Annotated in this window: 15 protein-coding genes; 6 read left to right on the top strand and 9 right to left on the bottom strand. The window is 70.5% G+C overall.

All coding sequences use genetic code 11. The features are described 5' to 3' along the window. Positions 1 to 228: 228 nt before the first annotated feature. Positions 229 to 2172, bottom strand: a complete 1944-nt coding sequence (locus UAJ10_RS23820; RefSeq protein ID WP_322917743.1) for an FUSC family protein — start codon at positions 2170 to 2172, stop codon at positions 229 to 231. 149 nt (positions 2173 to 2321) lie between these two features. Here UAJ10_RS23820 and UAJ10_RS23815 point away from each other — a divergent pair, with 149 nt between their 5' ends. Together UAJ10_RS23815 and UAJ10_RS23810 are read left to right on the top strand one after the other, a co-directional pair. Further along, positions 2322 to 3230, top strand: a complete 909-nt coding sequence (locus tag UAJ10_RS23815; protein WP_322917742.1) for a LysR family transcriptional regulator — start codon at positions 2322 to 2324, stop codon at positions 3228 to 3230. A gap of 9 nt (positions 3231 to 3239) precedes the next feature. Next, on the top strand, positions 3240 to 4136 hold the full coding sequence (locus UAJ10_RS23810) for a LysR family transcriptional regulator (RefSeq protein ID WP_322917741.1): 897 nt from the start codon (positions 3240 to 3242) through the stop codon (positions 4134 to 4136). Here UAJ10_RS23810 and UAJ10_RS23805 read toward each other — a convergent pair. The 4 genes from UAJ10_RS23805 to UAJ10_RS23790 all read right to left on the bottom strand — a co-directional run bounded on the left by UAJ10_RS23805 (position 4133) and on the right by UAJ10_RS23790 (position 7270). After that, positions 4133 to 5566 (bottom strand): efflux transporter outer membrane subunit, encoded by a 1434-nt coding sequence (locus tag UAJ10_RS23805; RefSeq protein WP_322917740.1) that lies wholly within the window; start codon positions 5564 to 5566, stop codon positions 4133 to 4135. The genes UAJ10_RS23810 and UAJ10_RS23805 overlap by 4 nt on opposite strands. A gap of 3 nt (positions 5567 to 5569) precedes the next feature. Further along, entirely contained in the window at positions 5570 to 6490 is a 921-nt protein-coding gene (locus UAJ10_RS23800; protein ID WP_322917739.1) for an HlyD family secretion protein, read from the bottom strand. Positions 6491 to 6501: 11 nt separating this feature from the next. Continuing rightward, positions 6502 to 6690, bottom strand: a complete 189-nt coding sequence (locus UAJ10_RS23795; protein ID WP_322917737.1) for a DUF1656 domain-containing protein — start codon at positions 6688 to 6690, stop codon at positions 6502 to 6504. 223 nt (positions 6691 to 6913) lie between these two features. Beyond that, positions 6914 to 7270, bottom strand: a complete 357-nt coding sequence (locus tag UAJ10_RS23790) for a hypothetical protein (RefSeq protein WP_322917736.1) — start codon at positions 7268 to 7270, stop codon at positions 6914 to 6916. A gap of 317 nt (positions 7271 to 7587) precedes the next feature. Between UAJ10_RS23790 and UAJ10_RS23785 the strand changes: the two genes are divergently transcribed. Continuing rightward, positions 7588 to 9105, top strand: a complete 1518-nt coding sequence (locus tag UAJ10_RS23785; protein WP_322917735.1) for an acetyl-CoA hydrolase/transferase family protein — start codon at positions 7588 to 7590, stop codon at positions 9103 to 9105. 16 nt (positions 9106 to 9121) lie between these two features. On the opposite strand, the gene UAJ10_RS23780 is transcribed toward UAJ10_RS23785, so the two are convergent. Together UAJ10_RS23780 and UAJ10_RS23775 are read right to left on the bottom strand one after the other, a co-directional pair. After that, the gene (locus UAJ10_RS23780) at positions 9122 to 10681 is read right to left on the bottom strand and encodes a tryptophan halogenase family protein (RefSeq protein ID WP_322917734.1); all 1560 of its coding nucleotides are present in this window, start codon (positions 10679 to 10681) and stop codon (positions 9122 to 9124) included. Between the two features lie 21 nt (positions 10682 to 10702). Further along, a complete protein-coding gene (locus UAJ10_RS23775; RefSeq protein WP_322917733.1) occupies positions 10703 to 12070 on the bottom strand; it encodes a cation:proton antiporter in 1368 nt (455 codons plus the stop codon). A gap of 132 nt (positions 12071 to 12202) precedes the next feature. On the opposite strand from UAJ10_RS23775, the gene UAJ10_RS23770 reads away from it, so the two are divergent. Beyond that, positions 12203 to 12424, top strand: coding sequence for a type II toxin-antitoxin system Phd/YefM family antitoxin (locus tag UAJ10_RS23770; RefSeq protein ID WP_145750342.1), 222 nt, complete (start codon positions 12203 to 12205; stop codon positions 12422 to 12424). Continuing rightward, positions 12424 to 12915, top strand: a complete 492-nt coding sequence (locus UAJ10_RS23765) for a type II toxin-antitoxin system VapC family toxin (RefSeq protein WP_322917732.1) — start codon at positions 12424 to 12426, stop codon at positions 12913 to 12915. Before UAJ10_RS23770 ends, UAJ10_RS23765 begins: the two co-directional genes overlap by 1 nt. Positions 12916 to 12951: 36 nt before the next feature. Here the strand turns inward: UAJ10_RS23765 and UAJ10_RS23760 are convergent, their stop codons facing one another. Further along, complete coding sequence (locus UAJ10_RS23760; protein ID WP_322917731.1) at positions 12952 to 13872, bottom strand: cell envelope integrity EipB family protein; 921 nt, start codon at positions 13870 to 13872, stop codon at positions 12952 to 12954. 365 nt (positions 13873 to 14237) lie between these two features. On the opposite strand from UAJ10_RS23760, the gene UAJ10_RS23755 reads away from it, so the two are divergent. After that, the gene (locus UAJ10_RS23755; RefSeq protein WP_322917730.1) at positions 14238 to 14915 is read left to right on the top strand and encodes a GGDEF domain-containing protein; all 678 of its coding nucleotides are present in this window, start codon (positions 14238 to 14240) and stop codon (positions 14913 to 14915) included. A gap of 22 nt (positions 14916 to 14937) precedes the next feature. On the opposite strand, the gene UAJ10_RS23750 is transcribed toward UAJ10_RS23755, so the two are convergent. Beyond that, positions 14938 to 15435, bottom strand: a complete 498-nt coding sequence (locus UAJ10_RS23750; RefSeq protein WP_322917728.1) for a DUF1579 family protein — start codon at positions 15433 to 15435, stop codon at positions 14938 to 14940. Between the last annotated feature and the right edge of the window lie 7 nt (positions 15436 to 15442).

The raw sequence follows: 15442 nt of genomic DNA, 5'->3' as shown, positions 1-15442 counted from the left end.
GGTACAACCGTCATCCGGCGCACTCGCGGGTTACGCTCCCGCTGTTCGATGTCGCGTCGCCATGGCGGCGCCATTCCCCTGTTCTAAGCGTTGTGGGTACCCCCGTGGCGCCCCTGCCTCTCCAACAGGTAATCCAGAAATTTGGTTAAACCAGGGAGAATCGGCAGCGCTGTCATTCACAGCGCCGGCGGATCCGTGAATCCGCCGTCCGGGCGCCCAACCTGGGCCTTAGCCGGCCAGCTGCCGGCACCAGGCGGCCAGGTCCAGCAGGCCGTGGCGCCGGGGGCCGGCCGCGTCGGCGGCCGCGACCTCCAGCCGCCGCCCGGCGCGCCGGGCGAACGAGGCCAGGCGCGCCGGTTCCTCGACCAACCGCCCCAGCGCCCGCATGATCGCGTCGACCCGACGGCGATCCTGGGGCGGCAGCGCGGGCAGCAGGGCCCGCATGGCGATCAGGCCGCGGCCCACGTCCATGCGGGCGCGGGCCGTGGCCAGGGCACGGTCGTCCCCCCGCCCACCCCACGCCGCCAGCCGCGCCAGCCGGTGATGGTGGCGGTATTCCCAGGCCGCGACGTCCGGCGTGGGCGCCGCGCCGCCGGCCAAGGCCCGCACGCTGGCGGTGAAGCTGCCCAGCAGGCGCCGTACCTCCCCCCGCCCGTCCACCGGCAGGATCAGACGGTAGGTCAGCAGTATCCACAGGGCGGCCAGCACGATGGCGGCGAAGGTGTTGAGGAAGCCCTGGAGGTCGTAGGTCATGGGGTTGGTGGGCGCGACCAGGGTCAGGAACAGCAGGGGCATGAAGGCGCCGAAGTCACCGCGCCCCGGCCGCTGGGACAACAGGGCGGCCACCAGGATGACCGGCGCCAGCACCAGGGACAGGCCCCAGAACTCCGGCAAGGCCGGCAGCGCCAGGAAGGTGACGGGCAGGGCCAGCAGTCCGGCCCAGAGGGCGGCGCGGAAAACCTGCACGCTGACCTGTTCGGGGTTGGCGCGGCTGGCCAGCAGGGCGCCGAAGGCGCTGGTCCAGCTGACCATGATGGTGCCGGCCGGCCATTCGGTGGCGATCCAGAAGCCCGCCGCCAGGCCGACGGAGATCAGGGTGCGCAGGGCGGCGATGACGGCGCTGCCCAGGGGGCCGTCCGCCGGCTCCGGCAGGGTGAAGGACAGGCGCCGCGCGGGATCGCGCGCCACCGCCACCTGCACCATGAGGTCCAGCACCTCCCCCAGCAGGTGCGCCGCCGCGATGGACGCCGGATCGCCCGCCCGGCGGGCCAGGCGCAAGGCGGCGCGCAAGCGGCGGCGGGCAGCGGCAGCGGCCAGGCGGAAGGCCGGCCCATCCCCCGCGCCCAGCGGCGTCAGGCAGGCCAGCAGCGGCCCGGCGGCCGGCAGCACGGCCAATGCCCGGCGGGCGGCGTCCACCCGGGCCAGCAGCCCGAACAGGGCGGCGGCCGCGATCCGGGCGCCATCGGCCTGGCGGCGGAAGGCGACCGATTCCACAGCGGCGTAGGTCGCCAAATCATCCAGGCCCTGCAGCTCCGCCAACAGATCCCGGTGCGGGCCGGGCGCGCCAAGGCCGGTCAGGTCCCGGGTCAGGTCGTGGATCAGCGCGCCGGTCACGGCGGCGGTGACCCGGCCCACCCGGCTGTCCAGCCGCTGGGCCGCCGTCACCGGCCAGAGGATGCCCGACACCGTCATCTTGGCCAGCATCCCCACGACGATGGCGGCGACGCGGGCGGCCGCGATGTCGAAGGTGCGCAAGGGGTCGTCCACCGCCCCCAGCGCCACCAGGGCCAGGGTGTATCCCGCCAGCACGGCGGCGTACGACCGGAAGCGGCGCAGGCGGGTGGCCAGCGCCACGCAGCCCGCCAGCCACAGGCTGTAGAGCAGCAGGAAGGCTTCCGGTGACTGGCCGAAGCCCGCCATCAGGGCCAGCGCCGCCGCCGCCCCCACCAGCGTGCCGGCAATGCGCCACACGCTTTTGGCGATGACGGCGCCGCTCATGGGATGGCTGACGATCAGCACCGTCACCGCCGCCGTCTGCGGACTTTCCAGCTGCAGGGCATAGGCGAGATAGAGGGCCAGCAGGGCCGCCACCGCCGTGCGCACGGCATGGCCCAGCGCCCCCCGGCTGGGAACCAGGGTGGTGACATACCGGATGGGGAAGGTGAGCGGCACGGGTGGAAACGCCAAAGGTCGGGTGCCGGCCGTCCCATGAGTGGAACGCCGGCCAGTTCATCGATTTGGATGATGCTCCCGGCCCCTGCCCACGGTCCAATATATGGCTGGATGATTTTCGATATCCAGAACCGACAGGACGCGCCGCCTTGGACATCCGCCACCTGCGCTATTTCACCGCCGTCGCCGAGGAACTGCATTTCACCCGCGCCGCGGAAAAGCTGGGCATCCGCCAGCCGCCGCTGAGCCAGCAGATCCAGCAGCTGGAGCGGGAGATCGGCAGCCCCCTGTTCCATCGCCTGTCGCGCGGCGTGGAGTTGACGGCCGTCGGCGCCACCTTCCTGGAAGACGCGAAGGCCATCCTGGCGCACGTCGACCAGGCGGTGGCCAACGCCCGCCAGGTGGCGCGGGGCGACAAGGGCCGCCTGCGCATGGGCCTCAGCATGTCGGTCACCGCCCATCCCTGGATCGCCCGGCTGATCCGGGACTATCGCGCCCAGCATCCGGGGGTACAACTGAGCCTGGAGCTGAACGACTTCGGCCAGTTGACCGACGCCGTGCGCGACGGCGCCCTGGACGTGGCCCTGGTGCGGGGCCGGGCGGCGGAAATACCCGGCCTGGCCACCTATGCCGTGGTCGAGGAAAGGCTGTTGGCCGCCCTGCCCATGGGCCATCGCCTGGCCGGGGCCGCCGCCCTGGACCTGGCGGACCTGGCGGACGAGGATTTCCTGATCATCCCGCGCACCGCCGGCCCCAACATCTATGACATCATCATCGCCGCCTGCCGCGAGGCGGGGTTCAGCCCCCGCATCGTGCAGGAGGTGCCGGCCTTCCCACCCCTGCTGAACCTGGTGGAGGCGGGCCTGGGCGTGGCGCTGGCACCCGACAGCATGCGCAACATGCGCCTGGAAGGCGTGCGGCTGCTGGACCTGAAGGGCGGCTATGACACCGCCCCCATCATGCTGGTCTACCGCGCCAACGAGGGGACGGCCGCCGTGCGGGCGCTGGTCACCCAGGCGCGGCGCGCCGCCGCCGTCCGCGCCACCCCCACGCCCTGAGGCACGGCCATGCTGGAATTGAAACTCCTGCGCTCCTTCGTCCTGCTGGCCGAAGAACTGCACTTCGGCCGGGCGGCCGAGCGCCTGCACATCGTGCAGCCGGCCCTGACCCAGCAGATCCAATCCCTGGAGCGGCAGATCGGCACACCTCTGCTGAACCGCGGGCGCGGCCGCATCAGCCTGACCGACGCCGGCGTCCTGGTGCTGGCGGAGGCGCGCAAGACCCTGGAGCAGGCGGCGCGGACGGAAGCCATCGGCCGCCTGGCCGGCCGGGGCGAGGTCGGCAAGCTGGAGGTGGGCTTCGTCGGCTCCGCCGGCCTCAGCGCCCTGATGCCGGCCATCGTGCGTGACTACCGGCAAAGCCATCCGGCGGTGGATGTGAATCTGGTGGAGATGGCGGTGGGCCCGCAGCTGGCCGCGATCGCGGCCGGCACCCTGGATGTCGGTTTCGTCCGCCTGCCGCCGCTGAGCCTGCCCGCCGGGGTAACGGTACTGCCCTTGCGGCCGGACGGTCTGGTGGTGGCGCTGCCGGCGGGCCATCCGCTGGCGGGTTTGGAGGCCATCCCCGTCGCCGCGCTGGCGGCGGAACCCATGGTGCTGCACCATCGCGCCGGGGCGGCGGAGCTGCGCAGCCTGATCGACGACCTGTGCGGCCGCCACGGCTTCGCGCCCCAAGTGGTGCAGTCGGTGCCGCAGATGTCGCTCACCGTCCGGCTGGTGGCCGCCGGCCTGGGCCTGTCGCTGCTGCCCGGATCCATCGCCTGGCTGGCGGCGGAGGGCGTGGTCTATCGCCCCCTGGCCGACGCCAACATCCAGTACACCCTGGCCTTGGCCCACCGCCCCCAGGATCCGGCGCCGGCGGTGCGGGCCTTCGTCAGCCTGGCCGGCGCGGCGGCGGAAGCCTAGTCGCCAGCGTCCAGATCCACACCCTGCCAGCCGCCCCCCAGGGCCTTATAGAGCGTGATGACGTGTTCCACCCGGGCCAGGCGGCTTTCCGCCTCCCGGTCTTCCGCCTGGTAGGCTTGGCGCTCGCCATCCAGCACCTTCAGGAAGTCGGTCAGGCCGGCGCCGTACAGGCGGGTGGCGTGGTCCAGGGCCTGGGCCGCGTCGGTGCGGGCGGCAACCAGCGTTTGCTGCCGCCGGGTTTCCGTCTGGTAGTTCACCAGCGCATCCTCCACATCGCGCAGCGCCTCCTTCACCGTGCGCTCATAATGGATGCGCGCGGCCTCGGCCTCCGCCTTGGCCAGGGTGATGCGGGCGTCGTCGCGGCCGCCGTTGTAGACGGGGCCCGTCACCTGGGCGCCCAGGGAATAGGTCAGGCTGGCCAGGCTGAACAGCTTGCCCAGGTCCGCCGCCTGGGGCAGCAGGGTCAGCGGAATGGCGAAATGCGGCAGGCTGGCGGCGGTGGCGACGCCGATGCGGGCGTTGGCCGCCGCATAGCGCCGGTCGGCCTGGCGGATGTCCGGCCGGTTGGCCACCACCTCGGACGGCAGGGACACCGGCAGGCTGTCCGGCACGGACAGCAGGGGCGCCGGCTGGCTCAACTCCGCCTCCAGCTCCCCCGGATAGCGGCCCAGCAGCACGGCGATGGCGTGGCTCATGCGCGCCACCGCCGCCTCCAGCGGCGGGGTCGCGGCCTGCACCGTCTCCAGCTGGGTCCTGGCTTGCGCCACGTCCAGCACGGTGCCCAGGCCGCGCTGGTAGGCGCGCTGCGCCAGGTCCAGCGCCTTGGCCGCGACCGCGATGTTGTCGCGGGCGATGGTCAGGCGCAGCTGGGCGGCGCGCAGGCGGGCGTAGTCCGTCGCCACCTCCGCCAGCAGGCTGACCAGGATGGCGCGCCGCCCCTCCTCCGTCGCGGCGATGTCGGCGTCGGCCGCCTCCACCGCCCGGCGGGTGCCGCCGAAGACGTCGATCTCCCACGTCGCGTCCAGCTCCGCCTGCCAGGTGTGGTAGCTGCCGATGCCGGGCGGCCAATCCACATTTTCGCTGGATCGTTGCAGGGCCGGATCGATGCCCAGCCGCACGTCCGGCAGATCGGCGGACTTGGCGATGACACGGGCGGCGCGGGCCTGCACCAGGCGCTGGCGCGCGATCTTCAGATCCTCATTATCCGAGATGGCCGCCCGCACCAGGCGGCTGAGGGTGGGGTCCTGGAAACTGTCCCACCAGGCGCGCATGGCGTCCACATCGTGCACACCGGCCGCGGGCGGCAGGTGTTCCGTCCAGCCTTGGGGCAGGCCGTCCAGGGGGATGGGCTTGTAGTCGGGGCCGACCACGGTACAGGCGGACACCATGCCGCCCAGTACCAGGGCGGCCAGGGCCTTACGGCGGATCATGGCTCAGATCCTCGATTCCAGGCGGGCCAGCACCCGGCCCACAACGCCTTGCGGGCGGTCCGCCTCATCCCCCACCGACACGGTGCAGGTCATGCCGGCGGCGAGCACCACCCCGGGCGGCACGGCGTCGATGCCGATGCGGACGGGGATGCGCTGCGCCAGCCGCACCCAGGTGAAGACCGGGTTCACGTCCTGCAGGCCATAGGCGTTGGGCGCGCTGTTGCGGTCGTTGATGCCCCGCGCGATGGTCTCGACATGGCCGGCCAGGGGGGCGGCATAGCCCATGAGCTTCATGCGGGCCGCGTCGCCCTCGTGGATGCGCGCCAGCTTGGTTTCCTCGAAATATCCCGACACCCAGAAGCTGTCGGTGTCGATGACCGCCACCCGGGGCTGACCCACCGTGGCGTAGTCGCCCACCCGCAGGCGCAGGTTGGTGACGTAGCCGTTGACCGGCGCCCGGACGACGGACCGTTCCAGGTTCAAGGTGGCCAGGTCCAGCGCCGCCTGCGCCGCGTCCAGCTGGGCCGTGGCCACGCTGGCGGTGCTGCGGAAACGGTCCTGCTCCGCCTCGGATACCACGCCGGCCAGGCCCTGGCGGCGCTGCGCGTCGCTGAGCTTCAGGGCCCGGTCGTCGCGCGCGGCGGCGACGGCGGCGCGGGCTTGGTCCTGAGCGATGCGGAACCGCACGGGATCGATGACGAACAGCACGTCGCCCTTATGAACCAGTTGGTTGTCGTGCACGGGGATGTCGACGATGGTGCCGGCCACCTCCGGCGCCACGTCCACCACCTCCGCCCGCACGCGGCCGTCGCGCGTCCAGGGCGCCAGCATGTAGCGCTGCCACAGGGCGCCGATCAGCAGGATGGCCAGCGCCACCGTGGCCAGGGTGGCGGCCCCGCGCCCCAGGGCGCGCGCCAGGGTCATGAGGCGTGCGTTCACAGCAGCACCAGACCGGACAGGAGAATCGAGAACAGGGCCGCCTCGACCAGGGCGGGGTGCCAGACGGCGCGCCAGAAGCCCAGATGGGCCAGCAGACCGCGCAGCAGCAGGAAAAGCACCAGGGCGGCGGCGACATAGCCGACAATGGGGGCCATGAAGATGCCGGCGACATCCAATTCGGCCATGACGGAAAGAACCTCGTTGCCAGTGGGGGAAAAGAAAAGGACGCGGCCCGGGTACTCCCCTTGCCGCGTCCTTTCCCTGAGCGTGAGGTGCCCGGCAACCCGATGGGAGGGGGGCCGGCGGGCACCGTCACGAAGGGGGCGGTGGGGGGCGGAACCGGATCAACCGCCCCTGGGCCATGTGGCCTTCCCCGCCCCGTAAACAGTCGCTTGGGCAGAGACCCTGTCAGTTGGCCGACAGGGCCTGCGCCGTCAGCGCCGCGTCCAGATTGTCGACACAGGCGTTGAAATCGGCGGAGCCGGGGGTGGCGCCGGCGGCGGCGCAGGCCTGCTGCTCACGGCCGACCTGGGCCGACACCTGGGCATGCGCGCCCTTCACATGGGTCAGCACGTTGGTGCAGGCGGCGAAGTCGGAATTGGCCGGGTGCAGGCCCATGGCCTGGCAGGCCTGGCTGACCGCCGGGGTCACCACCACCTCGGTGCCGGCGGCGTTCGCGCCCAGCGGCGTGGACAGCGCCAGGAAAGACAGGGCGGCGGCGGCGACGGCAACCTTGCGGGACGAATTCTTCAGCGGGGCGAACATTCAAGCATCTCCATCAATCAACCGGGCCGCGTCCTGTCAGGTACAGCGCCTTCAGTCGGCGCGGTCGTTGGTGAGACGAACTATGCGCCCGGCTGCTGCGGTGCGTCTAATATATCGAAGTGGCGTCTTCGATATCTAACCGATATGGATTCAGTCCAAGCCCACGATCAGAATCCGTGATCGTTGCGCCCTTGAGAAACTATTGGAGGGGCAGCGGCGCAGGGCCCCAAATATTCGGTGCCCGCACGCCGCAGGGACCGCAATGACCAAGGGTCCTTGGCCACCCGGGCGGCCGGTGACGAACAACGGACAAGAACATGGTTAGAGAGCGAATTCGTCTGAGCAGCCTGCACGACCGCGTCATGAGCGCGGAACAAGCGGCGGCCCTGATCCAGGACGGCATGACGGTGGGCATGAGCGGCTTCACCCGCGCCGGCGACGCCAAGGCCGTGCCCCTGGCCCTGATCAATCGCGGCCGGACCGCCCCCCTGCACATCAACCTGCTGACCGGCGCCTCGCTGGGCAATGACCTGGACGGCATGCTGGCCGACGCCGGCATGCTGAAGCGCCGCCTGCCCTTCCAGGCCGACGCCCGCCTGCGCGCCGCCATCAACCGGGGTGAGGTCATGTTCATCGACCAGCACCTGTCGGAAATGGTGGAACAGTTGCGGTCCGGCGCCCTAGGGCATCTCGACTGCGCCATCATCGAGGCCACCGCCATCACCGAGACGGGCGCCATCGTCCCCACCACCAGCGTGGGCAATTCCGCCAGCTTCGCCATCCTGGCCGACAAGGTGATCGTCGAGATCAACCTGGCCCAGCCGGCGGACCTGGAGGGCCTGCACGACATCTACATCCCCAAGCGCCGCCCGGCGCGCGAACCCATCGAACTGACCAAGGCGTCGGACCGCGTGGGCACGCCGGCCATCCCGGTGGACCCGGCCAAAATCGCCGCCATCGTGGTGACCAACCAGCCGGACAGCGCCACCACCCTGCAGCCGGCCGACGCCGACACCGCCGCCATCTCGCGCCACCTGATCACCTTCCTGGAGCAGGAGGTGCTGGCCGGCCGCCTGCCCCGGCACCTGCCGCCGTTGCAGGCCGGCATCGGCGCCATCGCCAACGCCGTGCTGGCCGGCCTGAAGGACAGCCCCTTCACCGACCTGGAGCTGTACAGCGAGGTGTTGCAGGACAGCGCCTTCGACCTGTTCGACGCGGGCAAGCTAGCCTTCGCCTCCGCCTCCAGCATCGTGCTGACGGCGCCGGTCATGGCCCGCGTCATGCCCGCCATCGCCAGCTACCGCGACCGCATCGTCCTGCGCCCGCAGGAGGTCAGCAACCATCCCGAGGTGGTGCGCCGCCTGGGCCTGATCGCCATCAACACCGCCATCGAGTGCGACATCTACGGCAACGTGAACTCCACCCACGTCAACGGCACGCACATGATGAACGGCATCGGCGGGTCCGGCGACTTCGCCCGCAACGCCCAGCTGTCGGTCTTCGTCACCAAGTCGCTGGCCAAGGACGGCCGCATCTCCAGCATCGTGCCCATGGTCACCCACGTCGACCATACCGAGCATGACGTGGACGTGATCGTCACGGAACGCGGCCTGGCCGACCTGCGCGGCCTGGCCCCGCGGGAGCGGGCGCGGGTGATCATGGAGAACTGCCTGCACCCCAGCTATCGCGGGCAGATGGCCGACTATGTGCGCCGGGCCGTGGCCCGGGGCGGCCAGACCCCGCATGTCCTGGAAGAAGCGTTCAGCTGGCACATCCGCGCGCGCGAGACCGGCAGCATGCTGGCCGAAACCGCGCCGGAGGCCCTGTCGGCGTAAAATCCGGCGCGGGACCTCAGGTACCGACCTTGCCGAGCGCGCTGATCTGGTTCATGCGCCGGATCAGCGCCCGGTGGGCAGGCAAATCCCGGGTGGCGTGGTCGCCATAGGCCCGGATGCGGGCGAAGGTCTTCTGCGCCGCCTCCGCCTGGGGAAAGGCGGCGCGGGCCGCCGACAGGTCGGTCTCGAACCCCATGCCGTACAGGATGTACTGGTAGTTGAAGAAGGCGAAGGCCTCCAGGTCCAGCGCGAAGTCGAAGCGGCTGGGCGGCCGGGTGCGCCACTGCGCCAGCAGGTCGCGCAGGGCCGGCGGGATGGAGGCGGGGTCGCGGTTGTCGCGCCAGAACGGCTCTTCCCGCCGGCTCAGGCAGTAATGCAGCTTCAGGAAGTTGACGATGTTCTCGAAGCGCCGGGTCATCAGCTCGTTGAAGCGGGCGGCCGGCGCGCCCCAGTTGCCGTCATGGGGGAACAGCTCCGCCAGCATGCCCACCGCCACCTCGATCAGCACCACGCTGGTCGATTCCAGCGGCTCCAGGAAGCCACCGGACAGGCCTATGGCGACGCAGTTCTTGATCCAGGGCGTCTCGCGATAGCCGGCGTCGAAGGCGGTCTTGCGTGGGGCCGGCGGCTCCACACCAGGCGGCAAATGGGGGGCGACATAGGCGCGCAGAACCCCTTCGGCCTCGTCATCCGACATGTGGTCGCTGGAATAGACGCAGCCCACGCCGCGCGCGCCCTCCAGCCCGATCTCCCAGGTCCAGCCCGCCGCGTGCGCCGTGGCCAGGGTGCAGCTCTCCAAGGGGCCGTCCGCCGCCCCGTAGGGCACTTTGCAGGACAGCGCGCGGTCGGTGAACAGGATGGACTTCACCGATTTCTGCGGCACGCCCAGGGCGCGGCCGATCAGTTCGGCCCGGAAGCCGCTGCAATCCACGTAGAAGTCGGCGGTGATCGCCCCGTATTCCCGCGTGACCAGGTGGGCGATGGCGCCGTCGTCCGTCAGTGCCACGTCCGTCACCGTGCCTCGCAGGTGACGGACGCCCAGCTCCCGCGCGCGGGCGGCCAGGGCCTGGGCGGCCTTGGCCGCGTCGAAGTGGTAGGCGTAGTTCAGCGGCGCCTCGAAATCACCCTCCGGCCCGCGCTTGGGCGCCCGTTGGGCATCGGTCACCTGCTGCTGGAAGGTCATGGCCTGGGCGAAGGGCGGGCGGCGGTCGCCATCCTGCAGCAGCCAGTAGGGCACCAGGCCGGCGCCATCGGTGGGGAAGGGCGCCTCGAAGGGATGAAAGAAGCTGTCGTCCTCACCCCCGTCCACCCAGCGGGCGAAGCGGATGCCCTGCTTGAAGGTGGCGGAGGTGTCGCGCATGAACTGGGCCTCGTTCAGGCCCAGGAACCTCAGGGTGCCGCGGATGGTGGGGAAGGTCCCCTCCCCCACCCCGACGATGCCGATGTCCGGCGCCTCCAGCAGGGTGATGCCGAGCGGCCCCCCCTCCCGCACGCCCAGGTATCGGGCGAGGTAGGCGGCGGCCAGCCATCCGGCCGTGCCGCCACCGACGATCAGGATGGTTCGCTCGACTGTCATCAACTCTGCTCGGTCGTCCACTCAGCTCAGGGCTTGCTCCGGCACGGCCCCCAGCTCGCCACTCAGCCGGGCCTTGCGGCCGTAGACCAGTTCGAACAGCGGGGACGCCATCATAGTCGTGACGATGGCCATCAGCACCAACATAGAGAACAGCGTGGGGCCGATGATGCCCTTTTGCAGGCCGATGTTGATGATGATCAGTTCCATCAGCCCGCGCGAGTTCATCAGGGCGCCGATGCCCAGCGCCGTGCGGTTGTCCTCGCCGCACAGCCGGGCGGCGGCGTAGCAGGCCACACCCTTGGCGGCGATGGAGGCCACCAGCACACCCAGCGCGATCAGCAGCAGCGAGGCGGAGTTCACCATGTCCATGCGGGTGTTGAGGCCGGAGTAGGTGAAGAACATGGGCAGCAGCAGGACCACGGTCAGCGGCTCCACCTTCTTCTTCAGCTCCGCCACGAACTTGCCGCGCGGCATGGCGGTGCCGATGATGAAGCCGCCGAAGATGGCGTGGATGCCCACCGCGTCCATGACGAAGGCGGACAGGCAGAACACCATCAGGGTGATGGCCAGCACGGTGTGCGTCATCTCCCCCCGCGCCTCCACCGCGCGGCCCAGGGGCGCCAGCAGGCGGCGCCCGAACAGGATGACCAGCAGGGCGAAGCTGACGCCGCCGCCGATGGCCAGCACGGCGACGCCGGGGCCGGCGCCGAAGATGGCCAGCACGATAGCCAGCACGCACCAGGACGCGGCGTCGTCGAAGGCGCCGGCCGTCAAGGACAGGGTGCCCAAGGCCGAGTTGCTGAGGCCGCGTTCATTGATGATGCGGGCCAGCATGGGGAAGGCGGTCAGGGCGATGCAGGCGCCCATGAACAGGGTGGCCTGGCTCTGCGGCAGGCCCTCGGCGAACAGGCCGGGCACCTTCAGCAGCATGGGCGTGATCAGCACGGCGATCAGGAAGGGGGCCGCGATGCCGGAGAGGGAGACGGCGAAGGCGCTCTTGCCGTTGGTGCGGAAATGGTCGCCCCGGAAGGTCGTGCCCACCAGGAACATGTAGAGGCCGACGCCGAACTGGGCGCCGACATACAGCACGCTCTTGGTCTCCTTCGGGAACAGCTCGGCGGCGAAGCCGGGGAACAGCAGGCCCAGCAGGGACGGCCCCAGCACCACACCGGCGATCATCTCACCCACCACCTGGGGTTGGGCCAGCAGCTTCTGCCCCAGCCAGCCGACGACGCGGCACGCCAGGATGATGGCGGTGATCTGCAGGAAGAAATGGACGCTGAAATCCGTCGGCGTCAGGGCCCCGTTGGGACCGTGCGGCGACAGCATGTGGGTCGCCGTGTCGACGATGTTTTGCACCGTGTCGGCGGAAAATAAATCCGAAGCCATGACGCGATTCCACCCCGTTCTTAGCTTTTGTGCTTGTTACCGATACCAGGGTTAGGGTGGGTTCTCGGGCGTTGTCAAAGGATAAAAGATGTAGGAATGTAGCAACATTCTGGACACGGGAAATGTAGCAACATGGCCACAATGAGCAGCCGGGATTTCAACCAGGACGTGGGCGGCGCCAAGCGCGCGGCGCTGAGCGAGCCGGTGTTCATCACCGACCGCGGCACCCCCACCCACGTGCTGATGAATTTCGAGACTTTCCTGCGGCTTACCGGCGACGGGCAGAGCATCGTCGACCTGCTGGCCATGCCGGAGGACGTCCCCCTGGCCCCCACCCGCCTGGACATCGCCTGATGTTCCTGCTGGACACCCCGGTCATCCTGGAACTGCGCGGGGCCAAGGCCGACGCCGGCGTGCGCGCCTGGGTCGCCGACGTCCCCCGCCAGCAGCTGTTCCTGTCGGCCCTCAGCCTGATGGAGCTGGCGGAGTCGGTCGCCAAGGCGGAGCGGACGGACAAGGCCGCCGGCACGGCGTTGCGCGCCTGGTTGGATGACCGGGTGATGGTGGCGTTCGAGGGGCGCGTCCTGCCCGTGGACGCGGCCGTGGCCCTGCGCCGCGCCAGCGTCGCCCTGCCCAACAACCGTGACGCCCTGCTGGCCGCCACCGCCCTGGTGCACGGCCTGACGGTGGTCACGCCCACCGTGGCGGCCTACCGCACCGGCCGGCTGAGGGTGTTCAACCCTTGGGGCTATGCCGCCGGCGAGGCGGAGGAGGACATCGCCGACTGGCGCCAGGCGGCCAAGGCCAGCCCGGTGTGGCTGAAGAGCCTGTTCCTGCGCTTCTGAGGGCGGCGGGTGGGCCCAGCGGGCGGCCCCCGGTTTTCAGCAGGCGGGCTTGGGCAGGGGTTCCAACGCCACCAACTCGGCCCGCACCTTGAAGTCGCCGTAATCGATCAGCATGGACTGCACGATGCCGTTGTCCATCAGCATCATGGCGGTGTCGTAGTCGGGCAGCGCCTGCTGGTCGTCGTTGGCGAAGAAGGCCAGGTGCACGGGCCAGGCCTTGTCCTTGTGCAGGGCGGCCACGACGATGGCGTCCTTGGCCAGGGGCTTGGCCTTGCCGATGACGGCGGAGACGGGGCCCGCCTCCTCCGCCTCCGACCCGTCGAACACGGGCCGGACGTAGACCGGCGTGTCGCCGTGGCGGGCCTGGTTGATCAGCAGCAGGGTGTGGGCGGTGGGGAAGACGGTGCCGGGCGCCAGTTCGATATCCTGGGGCTTGGGCTTCTCGAAATGGGCGACGCCGCCATCCTCGCCGTTCAGGGTGGCCACCCCCTTCATCTCCTCATCCGGCTGGCCGGTGACCTGCTTGCGGACGTTGAAGCGGTAGACGCTGCCGTCCTTGGCCTCCCACGTCGTGTAGCTGGTGGTCATCTCCTGGTCGTCCGCCTCGGAATAGAGGAAACGGATCTGGAAGCGCTGTTCCGTGGTCCAGCCACGGCAGACGTCGTTCCAGGCGAAGTTCATGGCGCCGACCACGCCGGTGACGCGGCTGCCCTCGCGCGAGGAGGCCAGGGTCAGGCGATAGGCGGCGCGGTGGGGCGACATCTGGGCGCCCAGGGCCATGACCGTGCCGGCCATGGGACCACCGTTGGAGGTCGGGCCGACCGTGGGTGGGGCGGCGGGCGGAGCGGCGGGGGCGGGGGCCGCCGCCGACGGGGGCGTGGCGCCGATGGCCACCGCCACCGGCAGCGCCAGAACGGCCAGGGACGCCAAACCCATGCTCACCAGACGTGCGCGCATTCTTCTCGTCACTCTCGCTACCTCGACCCGGGCCAGGCCCGAACCCCCAGCATGCCGTGTCCCGGGGGGCGGCGCCAAGCTTTCTTGTCGTCACAGGGGCCGCACACCCTGGGGTCCCGGATGACGCCTGGGATGATACGGAGGGTGACACGGGGACCCGCCGCCCCTGTCGTCGCCCCTTTGGGATATGGGGCAGACATTGCCGGTGGAACCTGCCGAAAGGGGGTCGGCAAAAACTGCCGTGGACTGGCCCCGGCCTATCCCTGCAAAACGCAAATCCAGCAATTTCAACACGCTAACCAGCGGCACGGCCCTTGCGATCTCCAGTTCGCGTCATCCCCGACGCCCCAAACGGAGTAGCGCCCATGACCCCGCCGGACACCGCCCTGCCCCTGATGCCCGCCATCAACCTGACCCTGCCCCGGGGCCAGATGCCGGTGGGCCTGCGCGGTCCCGAGGCGGCGGCCAGCCTGAACCAGCTGCTGGTGCAGGAACTGGCCATGCGCCTGGCGGACGCGGAGCGCATCATCACCGAACAGCGCGACCGCATCGATTACCTGGAAACGCTGAGCACCACGGATGAGCTGACCGGCCTGCTGAACCGGCGTGGCTTCCAAGTCGCCTTCCGGCGCGAACTGGCCGGCGCGCGGCGCGGCGGCCGGGGCGGCGTGCTGGTGATGGTCGATCTCGACGGCTTCAAGCGCATCAACGACATGCACGGTCATCAGGCCGGCGACGCCTACCTGCGCATGGTGGCCCGCACCCTGGCCGATCATGTGCGCGCCCAGGACATCGTGGCCCGCCTGGGCGGTGACGAGTTCGCCGTGCTGCTGACCCGCGTGGCGCCCGACCAGGGCATGCAGCGCGCCGAGGCCCTGTCCGCCACCCTGCACCAGATGGCGCTGGACTGGCAGACCCACAGCTTGCCCCTGAAGGCCAGCTTCGGCTGCCAGGCCTACGGCGCCGACGACCGCGAGGACGAGGTGCTGCACCGCGCCGACGTGCTGATGTACCAGACCAAGGCGGCGTCCAAGGCGGCCTGAGTTAAACGGCCCCCTGCGTTTCTTATGCCTGCCGCCGGTAGCTGCCCTTGAGGAAGGGCGTCCAGGTCAGGCCGCCGTCGGTGGAGCGGTCGATGGCGGTTTCCATGTGGTCCGGCACCGGCCACCAATAGCGGTGGCGGGCGCGGCCGCGCGGGGAGGTGCGGATGAAGGTGTAGCCTTCGGCGCCCGCCTCCTCCGCCCCCTCCACCGGTCCCCACAGGCCGGGGGCCGGCGTGGCCGGCACATAGCCCATGTCGTCGAACCAGAACAGCAGGTGCACCGCCACGTCCGGGTCCCAGGTCAGGACGCCGTGTGCGGTGAAGGCGCCGGCCTCCCCCCGGTCGAGGACGTAGTCCAGCACCAGGTGGTGACCGTTCAGCGCGGGGCGCACGATCATGCGCGCCACCCCCACACTGTTTGGGCCAGGGCCGCCGGGGTTGAAGGGGCTGGGCAGCACCGCGTCCGTGCCCGCCCAGTCGCCGGCGAAGGCGGCGGTCAGCCGCCGCATCTCCTCATGCATGGCCGTC

Origin of the sequence: Nitrospirillum guaranorum, assembly GCF_034653275.1 — a bacterium.
Taxonomy (GTDB): domain Bacteria; phylum Pseudomonadota; class Alphaproteobacteria; order Azospirillales; family Azospirillaceae; genus Nitrospirillum.
Note: the sequence above shows the minus strand (reverse complement) of the source record. Positions and strands in the feature narration are given on the sequence as shown.

Excerpts from the sequence above, each read along its gene's own strand:
- UAJ10_RS23810 (WP_322917741.1), top strand. The coding sequence starts at position 3,240 with ATGCTGGAATTGAAACTCCTGCGCTCCTTCGTCCTGCTGGCCGAAGAA.
- UAJ10_RS23805 (WP_322917740.1), bottom strand. The coding sequence starts at position 5,566 with ATGATCCGCCGTAAGGCCCTGGCCGCCCTGGTACTGGGCGGCATGGTG.
- UAJ10_RS23800 (WP_322917739.1), bottom strand. The coding sequence starts at position 6,490 with ATGACCCTGGCGCGCGCCCTGGGGCGCGGGGCCGCCACCCTGGCCACG.
- UAJ10_RS23795 (WP_322917737.1), bottom strand. The coding sequence starts at position 6,690 with ATGGCCGAATTGGATGTCGCCGGCATCTTCATGGCCCCCATTGTCGGC.
- UAJ10_RS23790 (WP_322917736.1), bottom strand. The coding sequence starts at position 7,270 with ATGTTCGCCCCGCTGAAGAATTCGTCCCGCAAGGTTGCCGTCGCCGCC.
- UAJ10_RS23785 (WP_322917735.1), top strand. The coding sequence starts at position 7,588 with ATGGTTAGAGAGCGAATTCGTCTGAGCAGCCTGCACGACCGCGTCATG.
- UAJ10_RS23780 (WP_322917734.1), bottom strand. The coding sequence starts at position 10,681 with ATGACAGTCGAGCGAACCATCCTGATCGTCGGTGGCGGCACGGCCGGA.
- UAJ10_RS23775 (WP_322917733.1), bottom strand. The coding sequence starts at position 12,070 with ATGGCTTCGGATTTATTTTCCGCCGACACGGTGCAAAACATCGTCGAC.
- UAJ10_RS23770 (WP_145750342.1), top strand. The coding sequence starts at position 12,203 with ATGGCCACAATGAGCAGCCGGGATTTCAACCAGGACGTGGGCGGCGCC.
- UAJ10_RS23765 (WP_322917732.1), top strand. The coding sequence starts at position 12,424 with ATGTTCCTGCTGGACACCCCGGTCATCCTGGAACTGCGCGGGGCCAAG.
- UAJ10_RS23760 (WP_322917731.1), bottom strand. The coding sequence starts at position 13,872 with ATGCGCGCACGTCTGGTGAGCATGGGTTTGGCGTCCCTGGCCGTTCTG.
- UAJ10_RS23755 (WP_322917730.1), top strand. The coding sequence starts at position 14,238 with ATGACCCCGCCGGACACCGCCCTGCCCCTGATGCCCGCCATCAACCTG.
- UAJ10_RS23750 (WP_322917728.1), bottom strand. The coding sequence starts at position 15,435 with ATGCATGAGGAGATGCGGCGGCTGACCGCCGCCTTCGCCGGCGACTGG.